At 53.7% G+C, this 17,308-nt stretch carries 16 protein-coding genes; 7 read left to right on the plus strand and 9 right to left on the minus strand.

Features of this window, described 5'->3' with window-relative positions:
* Window positions 1–107: 107 nt before the first annotated feature.
* From ACO2Q8_RS27415 to ACO2Q8_RS27425, 3 genes are all read left to right on the plus strand, one after another.
* The gene (locus tag ACO2Q8_RS27415) at window positions 108–620 is read left to right on the plus strand and encodes an RNA polymerase sigma factor (RefSeq protein WP_379847084.1); all 513 of its coding nucleotides are present in this window, start codon (window positions 108–110) and stop codon (window positions 618–620) included.
* Window positions 621–876: 256 nt separating this feature from the next.
* Window positions 877–2,349 carry a phytoene desaturase family protein gene (locus ACO2Q8_RS27420; protein ID WP_423348095.1) on the plus strand — a complete coding sequence of 491 codons (1,473 nt, stop codon included), beginning with the start codon at window positions 877–879 and terminating at the stop codon, window positions 2,347–2,349.
* An 80-nt stretch (window positions 2,350–2,429) separates the two neighbouring features.
* Window positions 2,430–3,266 (plus strand): phytoene/squalene synthase family protein, encoded by an 837-nt coding sequence (locus ACO2Q8_RS27425; RefSeq protein WP_423348096.1) that lies wholly within the window; start codon window positions 2,430–2,432, stop codon window positions 3,264–3,266.
* Between the two features lie 3 nt (window positions 3,267–3,269).
* Here the strand turns inward: ACO2Q8_RS27425 and ACO2Q8_RS27430 are convergent, their stop codons facing one another.
* Together ACO2Q8_RS27430 and ACO2Q8_RS27435 are read right to left on the minus strand one after the other, a co-directional pair.
* Window positions 3,270–3,797, minus strand: coding sequence for a hypothetical protein (locus ACO2Q8_RS27430; protein ID WP_423348097.1), 528 nt, complete (start codon window positions 3,795–3,797; stop codon window positions 3,270–3,272).
* 119 nt (window positions 3,798–3,916) lie between these two features.
* A complete protein-coding gene (locus ACO2Q8_RS27435; protein ID WP_423348098.1) occupies window positions 3,917–4,339 on the minus strand; it encodes a hypothetical protein in 423 nt (140 codons plus the stop codon).
* 366 nt (window positions 4,340–4,705) lie between these two features.
* Between ACO2Q8_RS27435 and gatB the strand changes: the two genes are divergently transcribed.
* The 3 genes from gatB (at window position 4,706) to proC (ending at window position 8,261) form a co-directional block, all read left to right on the plus strand.
* Window positions 4,706–6,205, plus strand: coding sequence for an Asp-tRNA(Asn)/Glu-tRNA(Gln) amidotransferase subunit GatB (gatB, locus tag ACO2Q8_RS27440; protein WP_423348099.1), 1,500 nt, complete (start codon window positions 4,706–4,708; stop codon window positions 6,203–6,205).
* 9 nt (window positions 6,206–6,214) lie between these two features.
* Complete coding sequence (locus ACO2Q8_RS27445; protein WP_423348100.1) at window positions 6,215–7,360, plus strand: redoxin domain-containing protein; 1,146 nt, start codon at window positions 6,215–6,217, stop codon at window positions 7,358–7,360.
* 97 nt (window positions 7,361–7,457) lie between these two features.
* Entirely contained in the window at window positions 7,458–8,261 is an 804-nt protein-coding gene (gene proC, locus ACO2Q8_RS27450; protein ID WP_423348101.1) for a pyrroline-5-carboxylate reductase, read from the plus strand.
* A gap of 66 nt (window positions 8,262–8,327) precedes the next feature.
* Here proC and purB read toward each other — a convergent pair whose 3' ends face one another.
* On the minus strand, window positions 8,328–9,668 hold the full coding sequence (gene purB / locus ACO2Q8_RS27455; protein WP_423348102.1) for an adenylosuccinate lyase: 1,341 nt from the start codon (window positions 9,666–9,668) through the stop codon (window positions 8,328–8,330).
* A gap of 154 nt (window positions 9,669–9,822) precedes the next feature.
* Here purB and ACO2Q8_RS27460 point away from each other — a divergent pair, with 154 nt between their 5' ends.
* Window positions 9,823–10,548 (plus strand): MIP/aquaporin family protein, encoded by a 726-nt coding sequence (locus ACO2Q8_RS27460; protein WP_423348103.1) that lies wholly within the window; start codon window positions 9,823–9,825, stop codon window positions 10,546–10,548.
* Here ACO2Q8_RS27460 and bioA read toward each other — a convergent pair.
* From bioA to ACO2Q8_RS27490, 6 genes are all read right to left on the minus strand, one after another.
* Complete coding sequence (gene bioA, locus ACO2Q8_RS27465) at window positions 10,543–11,877, minus strand: adenosylmethionine--8-amino-7-oxononanoate transaminase (protein WP_423348104.1); 1,335 nt, start codon at window positions 11,875–11,877, stop codon at window positions 10,543–10,545. The two genes, ACO2Q8_RS27460 and bioA, sit on opposite strands and share 6 nt — an antisense overlap.
* Window positions 11,874–12,506, minus strand: coding sequence for a dethiobiotin synthase (gene bioD / locus ACO2Q8_RS27470; RefSeq protein WP_423348105.1), 633 nt, complete (start codon window positions 12,504–12,506; stop codon window positions 11,874–11,876). The genes bioA and bioD overlap by 4 nt, the downstream gene beginning before the upstream one ends.
* 119 nt (window positions 12,507–12,625) lie before the next feature.
* Window positions 12,626–13,759: an aminotransferase class I/II-fold pyridoxal phosphate-dependent enzyme gene (locus ACO2Q8_RS27475; protein ID WP_423348106.1), complete on the minus strand. Its 1,134-nt coding sequence runs from the start codon at window positions 13,757–13,759 to the stop codon at window positions 12,626–12,628.
* A gap of 242 nt (window positions 13,760–14,001) precedes the next feature.
* Window positions 14,002–14,760, minus strand: a complete 759-nt coding sequence (locus ACO2Q8_RS27480; protein WP_423348107.1) for a glucosamine-6-phosphate deaminase — start codon at window positions 14,758–14,760, stop codon at window positions 14,002–14,004.
* A gap of 38 nt (window positions 14,761–14,798) precedes the next feature.
* Entirely contained in the window at window positions 14,799–16,196 is a 1,398-nt protein-coding gene (locus ACO2Q8_RS27485; protein WP_423348108.1) for a Gfo/Idh/MocA family protein, read from the minus strand.
* Window positions 16,197–16,275: 79 nt separating this feature from the next.
* Window positions 16,276–17,304, minus strand: a complete 1,029-nt coding sequence (locus ACO2Q8_RS27490) for a zinc-binding dehydrogenase (protein WP_423348109.1) — start codon at window positions 17,302–17,304, stop codon at window positions 16,276–16,278.
* Between the last annotated feature and the right edge of the window lie 4 nt (window positions 17,305–17,308).

A 17,308-nucleotide genomic window follows, 5' to 3' on the forward strand; every position in this document is an offset into this window, starting at 1 on the left:
GTGTTTAATTGGCTTTTTGAAGAGCTAATTAAAATTTTTTCTGGTTTGGTTGCATTGTTGTCTAATAGGTAACCAGACAAGGTTCAACGAAAAACGACTTATAGATCATGACAGCACTTGAATTTACCTACAACATCGGCAAAGTTTCAAAGTCGCTGAAGCCATTTGCCCTGCGGTTGACGAAAGATGTTGAAGACGCAAATGACTTGTTACAGGACACGTTGTTGAAAGCGTTTACCAATCGCGATAAATACACTGATGGTACCAACCTGAAAGCGTGGTTGTATACCATCATGAAAAATACCTTCATTACCAATTACCAGCGCATGGTGCGGAAAAATACGTTCATCGATACGACGGACAATCTGCACTACATTAACTCGACGGAGAGCAGCACCGATAATCTGGCTTACTCGTCGTTTGCGCAGGATGATATCAACCGGGCCGTTAACTCGCTGGACGATACGTACCGGACGCCGTTTATGATGCACTTCCGGGGTTTTAAATACCACGAAATTGCAGCCCGGTTGGATATCCCCATCGGTACGGTGAAAAACCGGATCCACATCGCCCGTAAAGAGTTGAAAGATCGCTTGAAAGTGTATGCTTATCAGGCATAATTACAGACAATAGAGGTTTGACAAGAGAATAAAGAAACATTACGAAGTGGTCTTTAACTCTCTTGTCTCGCTTCTATGGTCTCAAAAGACATTGATTGAGTAGTTTTTGGTTAAAAAAGAGGAAGGTTCCGAAAAGTTAGACGGTTTCCGTCTAACTTTTTTGGTTAAAGCAAAAGACGGATTTTCGAATCCGTCTTTTTTGTGTTTATTACAACACCCATCACGCAGTAAGGCGGTCTGTACTACCGTCATTCCTATGTCTAAGCATGTCATTGTTATTGGAGCCGGTTTTGCCGGCTTGTCGGTGGCTACCAGTCTGGCCGATAAAGGATTTCAGGTAACCATTTTAGAGAAAAATAGCCAACCGGGCGGCCGGGCGCGGGTGTTTAAAGCGAGCGGTTTTACGTTTGACATGGGGCCAAGCTGGTACTGGATGCCGGATGTGTTTGAAACTTATTTTGGTCGATTCGGCAAAAAACCGTCTGATTATTATGACCTTGTGCGACTGGACCCTTCGTATGCGGTCATTTTTGGCGCTAACGATGCGGTCAGTCTTCCGGCGGGTTTGACGAATTTGCAGGCGGTTTTTGAAGAAATGGAGCCCGGCGCCAGCCGTCGGTTGCTCGATTTCCTGGAGCAGGCGGCTTACAAGTACAATGTCGGTATCAACCAGTTTGTCTGGAAACCGAGTCGGCGGGTGTCGGAGTTCATGAGCGTGAAACTGCTGCGGGATGTGGTTCGGCTGGATGTGTTTCAGTCGTTTGCCAGCCATGTCCGCAAGTATTTCAGCAATGAGCGGCTGTTGCAACTAATGGAATTCCCGATTCTGTTCCTCGGTGCCACGCCCGAAAATACCCCGGCGATGTACAGTTTGATGAATTACGCCGAAATTTCGATGGGGACGTGGTACCCCATGGGCGGCATGCACGAGATCGTGAAAGCGATGGTGAAGCTGGCTGAAGAGAAAGGCGTGAAAATTTTATTGAATCATCCGGTTAAACAAATTGGTGTAACAAATGGTAGTGCCAACAAGGTTGAAACCTACCAGGGAACCTTCGAGGCCGATGTCGTGGTGGCCGGGGCCGATTACCAGCATGTCGACAGCAAACTGCTGGTTCCCCAATACCGGAATTATGACGATGCCTACTGGAACAGCCGGGTGATGGCGCCTTCGTCACTGCTGTTTTACCTGGGGGTCAACAAACGCGTGCCCCGGTTACAGCACCACAACCTGTTTTTCGACGAAGATTTCCGGCAACATGCGCGGGAGATTTATGAAGAACCCCAGTGGCCCAGCCGTCCGCTGTTTTATGTCTCGGCTCCGTCGAAAACTGACCCGAGTGTGGCCCCGGCAGGCATGGAAAACCTGTTCATTCTTATTCCCGTTGCGCCGGATTTGAACGACCCGGAAGAAACCCGCGAACGGTATTTCCAGATCGTTATGGAAAGGCTGGAAGCTTACGTGGGCGAAAGCATCCGGGACCATATTATTTATAAGCAAAGTTACGCCCACAGCAATTTTGTGGCTGATTACCACGCCTTTCGGGGCAATGCCTATGGTCTGGCCAATACGCTGCGGCAGACGGCTATTTTAAAACCCGGTTTAAAGAACAAAAGGGTCAACAACTTGTTCTACACGGGCCAATTGACAGTTCCCGGCCCGGGGGTGCCGCCTTCGCTGATCTCAGGACTGGTCGTAGCGGATGAAGTGGCGAAGGAGTTCGCATAACGAATACAAACAGTGAAACCATCCATCCATCTTAGCTGATTCGGCCCGAAAGGGACGGACCAGTCTATCAACTACCCCATATGATCGCGTTATTCAACCGTACCGCCGTCGAGTGCAGCAAACTGGTCACTGAGCACTACAGCACTTCGTTTACCCTGGGCATCAAAACACTGGACCGCCGGTTTCACGACCCCATCTACAGCATCTACGGTTTTGTCCGCTACGCCGACGAGATTGTTGATACCTTCTACGACTTCGACCAGAAGTATTTGCTCGATAAGTTTAAAAACGATACCGACGAAGCCCTGCGCGACGGCATCAGCCTTAATCCGATTCTGCACGCCTTTCAGGCCGTGGTCAAACAGTACGGCATCGAGCGTCGGCTCATCGACGCCTTTTTGCACAGCATGGAGATGGATCTCTACCAGCAGGCCTACAACCAGAATGGGTATGAAGAGTACATCTATGGTTCGGCCGAAGTGGTGGGTCTGATGTGCCTGCGGGTTTTTTGCGAGGGCGACCGGGCCATGTTTGAACGGCTGGAGGAACCCGCCCGCAAGCTGGGGGCGGCTTTTCAAAAGGTCAACTTCCTGCGGGATTTGAAGAGCGATTATGTAGACCGGGGCCGGGTGTACTTTCCGGGCGTGGACTTCCGGGTGTTCACCAAAGAAGCCAAGCGGTTAATTGAAGCGGATATTCAGCGGGACTTTGACGCAGCCTACGAAGGCATCATTCGGTTGCCGCGTGGGGCACGAATGGGGGTTCATTTGGCGTACACGTATTACCTGACCTTATTTGAGAAGATCAAGCAGGTACCGGCTTCACGGATTCAGGAAGAGCGGATTCGGGTTCCGGATTTTAAAAAAATGGCGCTGCTGGCCCAGACCTACGTGCGGTTTCGCTGGAGCGAGGTGTAACGGTCAACTGGCTGCTACCACGGTAGCCATCATGGTCATTTGCAGGTTGGCGATGTAGACACTGATGAGTGTCAGAAGATGCGTGTATAAGTCGGAATCAAAAAAGGGCCTTCCCTGCACGTCGTATTCGTACGACATTTTCCTCATTCGAAAATCGGGACTAATCGTTAAAATTGGTTGGTCCTGATGCAGCAACGTAAACCGGTAATTCCAGAAACCGGTAGCTTTCAGAATAAAAACCGTCGAGTCCTGGCCCGGAAAAGAGACAGTAATAATCGCTTCCCACTTCCAGTTGAAAGTAATTCCGGCGACGACCTCGCCGGTTTCCAGGTCTTTTACGGAATAGGATGTGCTCCAGAAATTATCCGAACTGCCCTGAAGTTGCCAGTCGCCCAATACAAACCGGGCATCCGAAGAATACCAGTTTTTATAATCCAGCACGCCAAGCAAGGTGCCATCAGGCTCTCGGAGGTAATATTCTTCGTGTTCTTTGTTGGCCCGAATCTCAAATTCGAGAGCAGCGTTTGCCATTGTTAAGTCACAGTTAGCCAGATACACGTTTCAGCATCAACCCCGGAATTTACAAAAAATCTAAACACAAAAAACGGCCGAACGCACTGCATCCGACCGTTTTACAAAGGGGCTGTTCGTTAATTCCGGTCCAGAATAACCCGCTTTAATTGAGTCCTGATATCAAATCGCTGGGCAATTCGGGTATTCCCCGAACGAACTTCAAAACCGTAGGTGCCGTCCTGAAAGGTCGATAAGTCGAAGGTGGTGATGCGCAGGTCGCGCGGAGAGTACGTACGGGCATACAGAATTTGGCGGTCGTCGCTGACGATGAATACATCAATGGGATCTTGCAGGGATAGCAACGGCTTGGTCACTTCCAGCCGGAATTTCAGGTTACCGATTTCATAAAAGGAGAGTTGAAGCCCCGGCGCTTCTTTGCCGCCTTCGGCCGGTTTTTCCGGTTTTTGCGCCTGCGCCGGATTCATTCCCAGGAGTCCGGCCAGCCCGAAGGTCACCAGACCCGTTTTCAAATGTACCGAATTGTAAATTTTCCTTTTCATGGTTGTATTTTGTTTTAACAAATCAACAAAATGCAATTTAATAATTGGCATCCTGTTGTTTAGGCTAGCATTTTATTTCGTTACTAAATTTATAATCTATTTATATACAAATGATTACCATTGACTCGGCTATCAGAAAGTTGTTTTTATTATTATCGTCTATGCCGGAATTGTGCAATAAAAAGCGGTTTTTTACAAGTAGTCCCCTGAATAGTGAAATGAGATTTTAGCCGTATCTTTGCGGTTTATCGGTTTACGGTATTCGGTATACCGTTTACGGTTTTCAGTTTTCATTGGCTGACGCGAAAACCGTAAATGGAAAACCGTATACTGAGTTCCCGTTTTTACCTTCATTTACACAGATTCATGATTTCGGAAACGGCTGACAAAACGGTACCGGCAGCGGTGCTCGCAAAATACGAGGTGGTGATTGGGCTGGAAGTTCACTGTCAACTGCTGACAGCGACGAAAATCTTTGCGGCTGACTCCAATCAGTTTGGTAGTGAGCCGAATACAAATGTCGGCGTAATTACGCTCGGTCATCCGGGTACCTTGCCAAAGCTCAACCGCCGGGCCATTGAACTAGCCGTTCGGATGGGGCTGGCGTGCCGGTCGGCCATCACGCAATACACGGTTTTTGCCCGTAAAAACTACTTCTACCCCGATCTGCCGAAGGGGTATCAGCTTTCGCAGGACAAAACGCCGATTTGCGTCGGGGGCGAAGTGCCGGTGAAATTCAAGGATGTCAACGGGCAGGTGGTCGAAAGGTCGGTTCAACTTCATCATATTCATTTAGAGGAAGATGCCGGAAAATCCATTCACGACAGCGACTGGAACACGCTGCTTGACTACAACCGCGCCGGGACACCCCTGATCGAAATGGTGACCGATCCGGTGATTCAGAGCGCCGAAGAAGCCGCGGCCTACCTGACCGAAGTACGGCGATTGGTGCGGTATCTCGACATCTGCGACGGCAACATGGAAGAAGGCTCGCTGCGTTGCGATGTCAACATTTCGGTGCGGCTATGGGGCGCGAAGGAGTTTGGTACAAAGGTGGAAATCAAGAACATGAACTCCATCCGGAACGTGCAGCGGGCCATCGAAAGCGAAGTCCGGCGGCAGGTTGAACTGGTTGAAAAAGGCGGCACGATTGTGCAGGAGACGCGGATGTTTGACGCCAACACCGGCCTGACGCACGGGATGCGGATGAAGGAAACCATGAATGACTACCGATATTTTCCGGACCCGGACCTGAGCCCGGTCGTGATCTCGGACGATTGGCTGGCCGGGATTCGGGCCCAGATGCCCGCGCTGCCGAAAGAACGCTACGAAACGTTGCTGAATCAGTACGGTTTGCCCGAATACGACGCGGCTTTGCTGGCCGATGTGCGGGAACTAGCCGATTATTTCGAAGCGGTTTGCCAGCGTACAAAAAACTACAAGGCAGTTTCGAACTGGATCATGGGGCCGGTGAAAGCGCAGTTGACCGAAAAAACGCTGCGCGACGGGCAGTTTCCGGTATCGGTCGACAAACTGGCGGAACTGATCAACCTGGTCGATTCCGGCAAGGTCAGCTTTTCGTCGGCCAGTCAGCGGATTTTCCCGGTGTTGATCGAGCAGCCCGAAACCTCGCCGGAGCAGGTGGCGCAGGAACAGAATTTGATTCAGAACAGCAATACCGATGCCTTACAGACGTTGGTAGAGGAGGTACTGGCCGCCTGGCCCGATAAAGTCAAAGAATACAAAAAGGGTAAAAAAGGGCTGCTGGGTTTGTTTGTGGGCGAAGTGATGAAGAAATCGAAAGGCAGTGCCGACCCCAAACTCACCAACGAATTGCTTCAGAAAGCGTTGTCTTCTCCCTCATAATTTACCGGAATGATGAAAAAGAATCGGATTGGTTTCATTGTGTTGCTGGGTCTGGCGTTGCCGTGGGCGGCCTGGGCTCAAGGAAAAGAGTTTACCGTCAGCGGGACGCTGCAAAACGCTAAACCGGGTAGCAAAGCCTATCTGGAGACGAATGAGCAGATTTCAAGAAAAATTGATTCCGCTCAGGTCGACGCGTCCGGCCAGTTTAGCCTGAAAGGCCGCGAACTGAACGGCGGGAGTTTCTACAAACTCAACCTGGGCGACGGGATGATCACGAGTTTGCTGGTTGAAGGTGGTGAAAACCTGACGGTGATGGCCGACGCCCGGGATAAAAGTAAAGTCCAGGTGAAAGGCTCCGTGAACATGGAGTATTACCCGAAAATCGTGGCCATCGACGCCATGATGCAGAAAAAACACAAAGACTGGCAGAAGCGGGCCGCCGAAGCTGCGCAAAAAAATGACCTGAAAACCGGCGAAGCCATCGACCGTGAGGTGGTCGAAACCAACCGGCGGGTGGTCGATACCGTGAAAGCCATGATTCCGCAGATGGGAACCTCCAGCGTAGCCATGATTGCGCTCAAGTACCTTGATCCGCAGGAGCATTTCGCGCTGTACGAATCACTGGCGAAGCAAATGCAGGAAGCTAAAGTAACTGGTAAACAGGCGCAGGCGTTCATCAATTTTGTGAATAGCGCCCGGGCTGAAATGGCCGCCAAAGCCAGTCAGGTGGCCGTCGTGGAAGGGGCCACGGCACCCGATATTACGCTGGAAGACAATAAAGGCCAGGTGGTCAGCCTGTCGTCGCTGCGGGGCAAGTACGTGTTGATCGATTTCTGGGCATCGTGGTGTAAGCCGTGCCGGGAGGAAAACCCGAATGTCGTTCGGGTTTACAACAAGTACAAAGACAAAGGTTTTGAGGTTTTCAGCATCTCGCTGGACGACAACCGAAACGCCTGGCTGAAGGCCATCGAAACCGACGGTATGATCTGGACGAACGTGCTGGGCAAACGAAACGGCAGTTCGGCGGTGGCCCTGCAATATTCCATCCAGGTGATTCCGACCACGTTTTTGCTGGATAAAGAAGGCCGCATCATCGCCAAAAACCTGCGCGGCCCCGCCCTGGAACAGAAGCTGGGCGAGATTTTGGATAAGTAATCATCTGTTAGTTTATGGTTTATAGTTTAGGTGTTTATAGTTTTGAGCACTATAAACCTTAAATTATAAACCATAAACTATTTCTACCCACTGAAATATGAAGATTGCGATTGTCGGTTGCGGCAACATGGGCATGGCGTTTGCTAAGTCGTTTTTGCAGTATGATCTGGTAAAAAAGGAAAATCTGCTGCTGATTGAAAAAAGCGCCGAGCGCTCCGAAGCCCTGAAAGCCGAGAAAGCGGGCGTTGTCGTCGACACGATCAGCCCCCGGATTGCCGAAGCCGACCTGATTATTCTGTCCGTAAAACCGCAGGATTTCAACAGTCTGACGGACGCCCTGCGCGACACCATCCAGCCGCAGCAGGTGGTACTGTCGATCATGGCTGGGATTCCGATTGCCGCTATTCAGGAGAAGTTGAACCACCGGCTGGTGATCCGCGCCATGCCGAACACGCCCGCCATGCTCGGGATGGGCATTACCGGTTTTACGGCGGCTAAAGAAGTTGATTTAACCAACCTTCGGAAAGTCGAGAACCTGATCAATGCGACGGGCCGGTCAATTTTTCTGGAAGACGAAGCCCTGCTCGACGCCGTGACGGCCCTCAGCGGCAGCGGCCCGGCGTATTTTTATTACCTCGTGAAGGCGATGGTCGAAGCCGGGAAGCAAATGGGCTTCGACGACTCGGTTTCGTCGCTGCTCGTGAAACAAACCATGCTCGGAGCCTTTCACCTGATCAACACCGCTGACAAATCGCTGGACGACCTCATCAAAGCCGTGGCCTCCAAAGGCGGAACCACCGAAGCGGCCCTGAAGCAGTTTGAGGAAGGCGGTTTGGCCGAAAACCTCATTGCCGGGATCAAAGCCGCGCAGGTGCGGGCAACGGAGTTATCGAAAGCGTAATAAGCTCTTTAATACGTTAAAACCCCGCCAAAATCGTTTCTGGCGGGGTTTTAATTTGTATGGGAATCAGATGCCGGTGTATGAGTAAGGCGTGATGGCCCGGAGTTCGGCTTTGACGCTGTCGGCAACGTTCAGGCCGTCGATAAACCGGCGGATGGTTTCGGCGGTAATCTTCTCGTTCGTGCGGGTCAGGTCTTTCAGGGCTTCGTACGGTTTTGGATAGCCTTCGCGCCGGAGAATCGTCTGAATGCCTTCGGCCACCACGGCCCAGTTTTCTTCCAGATCAGCCTGAATCGCGGCTTCATTAAGTTGAATTTTGCCGAGCCCTTTCAGCAGCGATTTCAAGGCGATCAATGAATGCGCAAACGGAACGCCGAGGTTCCGCAACACCGTCGAGTCGGTCAGGTCACGTTGCAGGCGCGAAATCGGCAGCTTGGCCGACAGGTGCTCGAACAGCGCATTCGCAATGCCCAAATTGCCCTCCGAATTTTCAAAATCAATCGGGTTGACCTTGTGCGGCATGGCCGACGACCCCACTTCCCCGGCTTTGATTTGCTGCTTGAAGTAATTCATCGAGATATACGCCCACATATCGCGGTTGAGGTCGATCAGAATCGTATTCAGTCGCTTGTAGGCATCCAGCGTGGCCGCCAGCATGTCATAATGCTCAATCTGCGTGGTGTGCTGGCTGCGCGTCATCCCGAGTTTTTGCACAAAACCGTCGCCGAACGATTTCCAGTCGATTTCCGGGTAGGCGACGGAATGGGCGTTGAAATTGCCGGTAGCACCGCCAAACTTGGCCGCAACCGGAATGTCGGATAGCATAAAAAGCTGTTTTTCAATCCGTTCGCAGAACACCAGCAGTTCTTTACCCAGGCGCGTGGGCGAAGCGGGCTGACCGTGGGTGCGCGCCAGCATCGGAACGGTTTTCCACTGCTCGGCCAACTCCTGCAATTTCACGAAAACCGCCCGGTATTGCGGCTCGATTTCCGTCGCCAGCGCATCGCTCAGCAACAGGGGCGTGGCCGTGTTGTTGATGTCCTGCGAAGTCAGGCCGAAGTGAATGAATTCTAGGTGATCGGCAATGTTCAGGTTGGCGAGTTTTTCCTTAATGAAATATTCGACGGCTTTGACGTCATGGTTGGTTTCGCGCTCAATTTCCTTGATCCGCAGTGCATCGGCCTCCGAGAAGTTTTCGTACAAGGTCCGCAATTGGGGAAAAACCGCCCGATCGATGGCCTTCAACTGAGGCAGCGGCCATTCGCAGAGTTCGATAAAATACTCGATCTCAATTTGAATGCGGTACCGGATGAGGCCCCATTCGGAGAAATAAGAAGCCAGTGATTCGGTTTGACGACGGTAGCGGCCGTCGATGGGAGAAAGAGCAGTGATCGCGGAAAGTTGCATAAACGAAAAAGAAAACGCAAAGTTAACCGAACCGCCGGAAACCGCTCGCCAGAATTATCAAAATTCCTGTATATTGGCGGCTTTATAACGGAACGAATATTTTATTGACTTTAACAGGCCAATTGCCTGACTTCCTAAAACCTTCCACTTTTTTATGCAACTCTCTCCCTTCCTTGGTGAACTGGTCGGAACGATGGTCTTGATGCTGCTGGGCGACGGTGTTGTCGCCAATGTGGTGCTGAAACAAACCAAAGGCGAAGCCTCCGGCTGGATTGTCATCACGACGGGTTGGGCGTTTGCCGTCACGATGGGCGTGTTTGTCGCCAAAGCCTTCGGGAGTATCGACGCCCACCTGAACCCGGCCGTGACGGTTGCGTTTGCCGTTGCGACCGGAGACTACGGCAATCTGGCGAGTTACATTCCGGCGCAACTGATCGGGGCTTTTCTGGGCGCGGTGCTGGTCTGGCTGCATTATTTGCCGCACTGGTCGGCCACGCCGGACCCCGGTTCCAAGCTGGCGGTTTTTGCCACCGGCCCGGCCATTCGGCAATCGGCGAGTAATGTCATCAGCGAAACCATCGGCACGCTGGTGCTGATTCTTGGGATTGCGGGCGTTTCGGCCAAATCCCTCGGAACCATCGCCATCGGTCTGGGGCCGTACCTGGTCGGGGTGCTGGTCTGGAGTATCGGCCTGTCGCTCGGCGGCACCACCGGTTACGCCATCAACCCCGCCCGCGATCTGGGACCGCGCATCGCCCACGCCCTGCTGCCCCTTCCCAGCAAAGGCTCGTCGGATTGGGGGTACGCCTGGGTTCCGATTGTCGGTCCGATTATTGGCGCCGTTCTGGGCGGTTTGCTGATTCGCTGGTACGCCTTATAGCGTTGATTCCGACCCCGAGAGATGTTTCAATAACTTCCCAATAGCCGTATAAACTGTGTCTAGTTGCTCGTCGGTGATGCAATACGGCGGCAAAATGTACAGCACGTTGCCCAACGGCCGCATCAACACGCCTTCGTTCAGCAAAAACTGGTAGGCCACATCCCGGATGTTGTTGAAATACGATCGGTTTGAGCCATCCAGGGTCAGATCGAACGCCAGTATTGTGCCCTGTTGCCGAACGTTTTTTACGCCCGGTTTTTGCTGCAATTGCTCCGCAAAAACTGCGTGCCGCTGGCTGATGCGCCGGATGGATGCCTGCGTTTCGTCGCTCAGCAGAATATCCAAACTCGCCAGCGAAGCCGTGCAGGCCAGCGGATTGGCCGTAAACGAGTGGCCGTGGAACAGCGTTTTGAATTTGTCGTCCGACAGAAAACCGTCGTAGATTTCCCCCGTGCAGGTCGTAACGCCCAGTGCCATCGTGCCGCCCGTCAGCCCTTTCGACAGGCTCATCAGGTCCGGTTTTTCGGTCAGATGGTGGGAGGCAAACAGCTTGCCGGTGCGGCCAAAACCGGTCATGACCTCGTCGGCGATGATCAGCGCACCCTGGCTGCGGGCCAACCGGATCAGTTCGTTCAGGATGTCGGGCTGGTACATCACCATGCCGCCCGCGCCCTGCACCAGTGGTTCGAAGATGAAAGCCGCCACATCGTCGTCCAGCAACGCGTTCAGGCGGTCGAGGGCCGCTTGCTCCTGACCCGGAACGGGCGTCGGAATGTACTCGACATCGAACAGAAACGGCAGAAACGGGGCTGTGAAGGGACTCCGCCCGCTCACAGCCATCGACCCAAACGTATCGCCGTGGTAGGCATCTTCCAGCGCAATCACTTTCCGGCGCGGTTTTCCGGCATTGTGCCAGTACTGAAACGCCATCTTGAGCGCTACTTCCACCGCCGTCGAGCCGTTGTCGGAATAAAAAACCTTATTCTGGTTTGTTGGCAGCAGGGGCAATAGCCGTTCGGCTAGTTCGACAGCGGCCGGGTGCGTAAAACCGGCGAAAATGACGTGTTCCAGCGTTCGGAGCTGCTGAGCCACTTTTTCGGCAATGTGCGGATGGCTGTGGCCGTGGATGTTGACCCACCAGGACGAAACCGCATCGATGTACGTTTTGCCTTCCTCCGTAAACAACAGCGTTCCTTCCCCGCGCACAATTGGAATCGGCAGCGGAGCGGTTTGCATTTGCGTAAACGGGTGCCAGATCACGGCTTTATCGCGCTCAGCTAAACTCAGTGGTTTCGAAAAACCGGCTTTTTCGTCATGAGTCGTCGTCATAAATCATTCAATTGTTTGGCGAGAACGGCAGCATTCCGGCTGACAACGTCCGGCGTTAGGTCGGTTTCCCACTCAATTCGCCCCAAATTCCGTAAACCGGTGTAATTCAAAATAAACTCCTCCGTGGCCGGGGTTGCGGGGCCGTTGAACACGATGCCGAGAACCGGAATCCCGCGTTGTTGCAGGGCTTCCACCGACAGCAGCGTGTGGTTGATGCTGCCCAGGTAAATTTTGGAAACCAGCAACACCGGCAGGTTCAGCCGCTGCACCAGATCGATGTTCAATTCCTGGTTATTTAGCGGCACCATCAGTCCGCCCGCCAGCTCGACGACCAGCGAATTGGTCGTTTGCGGCAGTTGAATCGCATCCAGCGAGATCTCAACGCCGTCGATAGCCGCAGCCGCGTGGGGCGACAAGGGTTCACGCAGCCGGTACGCTTCCGGGTGAAAGCGAGAAACCGGATTCGAAATTAACCGCCGGACGGTTTCCGTGTCCGAGTCCTCCAGCGCACCGGATTGCACCGGTTTCCAGTAATCGGCCTGCAGGGCTTCTACGACAATCGACGAGACGACGGTTTTGCCAATTTCGGTGCCAATACCGGCAATAATCAGTTGCAAAGGTTTGTTCATGCAAGACTATTTTTGCGATAGGAACACGGCCGGGTCGCCGTCGCGATTTGACAGATTTAACGGATTCAAACTGATTTTATCCGTGTAAATCCGTTGCATCCGTTCAATCTGTGTTCCTATCAACCAACATCTTTTAACGTCTGCACCAGCGCATCGATTTCCGCTTCGGAATTGAATGCGTGCAGGCAGATTCGCAGTCGTTCGCGCCCCGCCGGAACTGTCGGGCTCACAATAGGCCGGATGTCAAAACCGGCTTGCTGGAGCTTGGCCGCCACCGCCCGACAGGCCTCATTGCCCGGCACGATCAGGCCCAGAATCGGGCTGTTGGCCGAAGTCCATTCCGTGTGCGGCAGTTGTTCCTGAATTTGCGCCTGGAAATACTGCCGCAGGGCATGAAGCCGGGCGATGAGCGGTTCGCTTTCCGGCAAGAGTTGATAAGCACTCCGGATCGCCAGCAAACTGTGGGGCGGCAGGGCGGTCGAGTACACGAACGAGCGGGCAAAATTAATCAGAAAATCCCGCAAAATAGCCGAACCAACCACGGCCGCCCCGTGAACGCCCAGCGCCTTCCCGAACGTATGAATGCGGGCGAACACCCGGTTTTGTAACCCGAGCGCCTGCACCAGCCCTCCGCCGTTCGGCCCGAACACGCCCGTCGCGTGGGCTTCGTCGACGATCAGCGCGGCTTCGTAGCGGTCGCAGAGATCGGCGATTTCGGCCAGGGGAGCCAGATCGCCATCCATCGAATACACCGACTCGATGGCGACGTACACCGTGCCGGTGGCGTTTTTGAGTTTTGTCTCCAGATCATGCAGGTCGTTGTGGCGAAATTTATGGCGATGGGCCAGGCTCAGCCGCGCACCGTCGATCATGCTGGCGTGAATCAGTTCATCCGTCAGCAGCGTATCGCCCCGCTGCGGCAGACTGGCCAGCAATCCCACGTTGGCATCGTAACCCGAATTAAAAATCAGGGCGGATTCGGCGTCGTGAAAAACCGCCAGTTCGGTCTCAACGTCCTCGGCCAGCGCCGAATTACCAGTCAGCAATCGTGAGCCTGTGGAGCCGCTGGGCCAATCGGACTGAGCGGCTACGGCCTGTTCAATGCGCTGGCGTAATGCGGCCGAGCGAGCCAGGCCGAGGTAATCGTTGGAACAAAAATCCAGCAGCTCTGCCGGTTTTGTTAAAGAACGAATTAAACCGGCGGACCGGCGTTTTTCCAGTAATTCGTGTAGGATGTTATTGGCTTTTATCACCTTATTCTCAGCTTATTTGCAAAGGTAAGCAGGAAGGCCGAGAGCGCGTAGGGATGTGGAAAAATGGTATAAAAAGAAGGACTTATCCACACAGCGCTGTGGATAAGTCCTTGTGATTTTAGCTTTTTTGTAGAAAAATAGTTATGAAGTAGTTTCCGAAGCCTGTAAATCAGTCACTTATGCTTGAGTGTACAACTAGCCAATTTTCAACATTTGCCCGGGCAAATTTCCTGAGCCGATCCTCAATCAGCCAGATTCTGAACGGTTTGCACAGACAGTAACCGGGCCGAGGATTCGTCTAGATACAGTGAGCAATTTAGGTGGGTTTGCAGGATGCTGGCCGGGACGTTCGGACCGACGGATTGCTCCAGATTATCCCGCACGGCCGGGGCCTTGCGTTCATCCGGTACCGAGCAGATGATGTGGTGCGATTTCATGATTTGCCGGACAGACATGCTGATAGCCTGGCGCGGAACATCGTCCAGCGACGGAAACCAGCCTTCGTTAAACTGCTGCCGCCGACAGGCCGCATCCAGGTCGACAACGAGGTACGGTTTTTCGGTCTCGAAATCGGCCGGAGGGTCGTTGAACGCCAAATGGCCGTTTTCGCCGATACCGACCAGGGCAACATCAATGGGGTGCGCACTGATCAGGGCGTCGAGCCGCTCGGTTTCGGCTTTCGGATCGACTTCCCCATCGATCAGGTAACTGGCCTTCAGGGGCGAAACCTTGTCCAGAAACCGCTCTTGAAGGTACTTGCGAAAGCTGGCCGGATGCGACAGTGGCAGACCGATGTATTCGTCGAGGTGAAACATCACGACCCGACTCCAGTCGACGTCTTCCTGAATGAGTTGCTGTAAAGTGGCAAACTGACTGGTGCCGGTAGCCAGAATGAGGTTGGCCTGTCCATGTTTGGCAATCGCCTGCCGGATGAGAATGGCCGCCATCCGGCCCGCTTTCTGACCGAGCTGATCGGCATTTTTGGCAATAGAAATTGTCATTTTTTAGAATGCTGGGTGGTCAAAAGGGAAGGGATACTTTACAGGTTTTTAACGCGGGTCGTTCCGCCGGTTGCCAGGCTGATGTCGACCGGTTTGTTGGTTTTCCAGGAGCCGTTGGTAAAATCCGGCACGTCGATGGAGTTGGACCGGTGCGCCACCGACCATTCGCTGAGCGGGCCAATGCTGCTCCACAAGGCGGCATCGTACACATCCTGGTCGAGCGGCAGCCCATTCCGCAGGCAGTCGATCAGCCGCCAGTCCATCAGAAAATCCATCCCGCCGTGCCCGCCGACCTGTTTTGCCAGCTCGCCCACGCGTTTGACGATTTCGGGCTGGTAGTGCTGCTCTAGTGCCTTGTATTCCTGTTCCGTCATCCAGTCGTGGCCTTTCGAAATCCGGCCTGGGAGCGGATACTTCTGGGCGGTGGCTTTGGTGCCGCTGACGAGGTGAATCCGGGAGTAGGGCCGTTGCGAGCTGACATCGTGTTGCAGCATGATGGTTCGGCCTTTTTTGGTCCGGATTGTCGTCGTGTTCATGTTTCCCCGAAAGGATTTACCGTTAAATTGCCGGAAATCGTCGTCGGTTTTGGCCAGTTCTCCGGCTTTTTTGGCAAGCATGAAATCGTTGCCGGACATCGACACCAAGTAATCCATCTGATCCCCCCGGTTAATGTCCAGCACCTGCGCAATGGGGCCCAAACCGTGCGTGGGGTACAGGTTGCCGTTGCGCTGGTTTTCCTTCAGCCGCCAAAGGTCATAACGTTTGCTTTTGTCGAACAACGAATCGAAAATATCGTGGATGTAAGCGCCTTCGACGTGGACTAGTTCCCCGAAAAATCCCTGGCGCGCCATGTTCAGCGTCAGCAGTTCGAAGAAGTCGTAACAGCAGTTTTCGAGCATCATGCAGTGCTTTCGGGTGCGTTCCGAGGTTTCGACCAGCTTCCAGCAATCGTCGACGGTGGTAGCAATGGGAATTTCGCAGGCCACGTGTTTACCCTGTTCCATCGCATACAACGCCATCGGCGTGTGCAGGTTCCAGGGCGTGCAGATGTAAATCAGGTCGATGTCGGGCCGGTCGCAGACGGCTTTCCAGGCATCCGGTTTTCCGCTGTAATACGCAGGCTGATGCGCGGTTTTTTCCAGCGCTTTTTTGGCTTCATCAATGCGTTCCGGGCGCACATCGCACACGGCCTGAACGGTCACGTTTTCCAGGTGAACAATGCGTTTCAGTGCGCCCGCGCCCCGGTTTCCGATGCCGAGGTAGCCAACCCGGACCGTGTCAATTTTGGGCGCACCGAAGCCGCACATGTTGAAGGTCTGTTTGGGTGGGTGGGGAATCCGGGCGGACGGTGTCCTGCTATAACCGAGGTGGCCCGTGGTCAATCCGGCACCAGCCAGACCCGTGATTTTTAGGAAGTCCCGGCGTTGTTGGTTCATGGGGAAAGGGGTTAGGAAAGGTATTTACGCGAAAATACCAAAGCGCAGGCCATAAACAACCCTTTGCCTTAAAACCGCCTTACGAAACCCGCAATACCAGCTTGCCGAACTGCTTCCCGGCTTCCATTTTGCGCAACGCCCGCTCGGTTTCGGCCAGCGGAAACACCTCATCGACGACCGGAACCACTTTCTTTTCTTCGAAAAACCGGACCATATCGGCAAATTCTGGCTCCGTACCCATCGTCGTACCGTGGATGTTCAGTTGTTTGAAAAACACTTTCGACGGCATGACATCAGTAATGTTGCCCGTGGTGCCGCCGTAGAAGACAATGCGCCCGCCCGGAGCAGCCACATCGATCAGTTTGGCAAAACCGGGTCCGGCCGCGCTGTCGATGATGACATTAAAAAAACCGCCTTTGTGGCCGCCGGTTTGCGCCAGCAAGGTTTTTGCCCAGTCGGCATCCCGGTAGATGACGCCCCCGGTGGCGCCGAGTTCTCTCGCGCGTTGCAGTTTTTCGGCCGATCCCGATGTTACCCAGACGTCAGCTCCGGCGGCTTTGGCGATTTGCAGGGCCATCAACGCAGCCCCGCCCCCGATGCCGGTGATCAGCACCCGCTCAGGCTGGCCCGACGGGTTGGTTTGCAAACGGGCGCGGGTCATCAGCGCGCGCCAGGCCGTCAGGCCGGTGAGCGGCAGGGCGGCCGCTTGTTCAAAAGACAGGTGAGCCGGTTTGGGGTGCAAATACCGAGCGTCGATTTTGAGATATTCGGCAAACGTGCCGTTGTCGGGCATACCCAGAATCCGGAAGTCGGGGCCGTAAAAATGAGGGTTGGGTCCCCAGTCCAGCGCCGGATTGACGATCACTTCCTGATGCTTCCAGGCCGGATCGACGTCTTCGCCGGTTTCTACCACAACCCCGGCACCATCGGAACCCATAATCACCGGCAGTTTCATTTTAGGGTACAATCCCTGCTGCACGAAGACATCCCGGTGGTTGAGGGCTGCGGTTTTGATTTGTACCAGCACATCGCCCGGCCCGATTGCCGGGGTTTCAACATCTGTGTACTGAGCCGGTTCTTGAACGGCTGGCTGGACGATGGCTTTCATAGGT

Origin of the sequence: Larkinella sp. VNQ87, from assembly GCF_049445795.1 — a bacterium.
Taxonomy (GTDB): Bacteria; Bacteroidota; Bacteroidia; order Cytophagales; family Spirosomataceae; genus Larkinella.

Coding starts and splice junctions, on each gene's coding strand:
- ACO2Q8_RS27485 (WP_423348108.1), bottom strand. CDS start 16,196: ATGAACCAACAACGCCGGGACTTCCTAAAAATCACGGGTCTGGCTGGT.
- ACO2Q8_RS27415 (WP_379847084.1), top strand. CDS start 108: ATGACAGCACTTGAATTTACCTACAACATCGGCAAAGTTTCAAAGTCG.
- proC (WP_423348101.1), top strand. CDS start 7,458: ATGAAGATTGCGATTGTCGGTTGCGGCAACATGGGCATGGCGTTTGCT.
- ACO2Q8_RS27435 (WP_423348098.1), bottom strand. CDS start 4,339: ATGAAAAGGAAAATTTACAATTCGGTACATTTGAAAACGGGTCTGGTG.
- gatB (WP_423348099.1), top strand. CDS start 4,706: ATGATTTCGGAAACGGCTGACAAAACGGTACCGGCAGCGGTGCTCGCA.
- ACO2Q8_RS27430 (WP_423348097.1), bottom strand. CDS start 3,797: ATGGCAAACGCTGCTCTCGAATTTGAGATTCGGGCCAACAAAGAACAC.
- bioD (WP_423348105.1), bottom strand. CDS start 12,506: ATGAACAAACCTTTGCAACTGATTATTGCCGGTATTGGCACCGAAATT.
- ACO2Q8_RS27425 (WP_423348096.1), top strand. CDS start 2,430: ATGATCGCGTTATTCAACCGTACCGCCGTCGAGTGCAGCAAACTGGTC.
- purB (WP_423348102.1), bottom strand. CDS start 9,668: ATGCAACTTTCCGCGATCACTGCTCTTTCTCCCATCGACGGCCGCTAC.
- ACO2Q8_RS27480 (WP_423348107.1), bottom strand. CDS start 14,760: ATGACAATTTCTATTGCCAAAAATGCCGATCAGCTCGGTCAGAAAGCG.
- ACO2Q8_RS27490 (WP_423348109.1), bottom strand. CDS start 17,304: ATGAAAGCCATCGTCCAGCCAGCCGTTCAAGAACCGGCTCAGTACACA.
- ACO2Q8_RS27420 (WP_423348095.1), top strand. CDS start 877: ATGTCTAAGCATGTCATTGTTATTGGAGCCGGTTTTGCCGGCTTGTCG.
- ACO2Q8_RS27460 (WP_423348103.1), top strand. CDS start 9,823: ATGCAACTCTCTCCCTTCCTTGGTGAACTGGTCGGAACGATGGTCTTG.
- ACO2Q8_RS27445 (WP_423348100.1), top strand. CDS start 6,215: ATGATGAAAAAGAATCGGATTGGTTTCATTGTGTTGCTGGGTCTGGCG.
- bioA (WP_423348104.1), bottom strand. CDS start 11,877: ATGACGACGACTCATGACGAAAAAGCCGGTTTTTCGAAACCACTGAGT.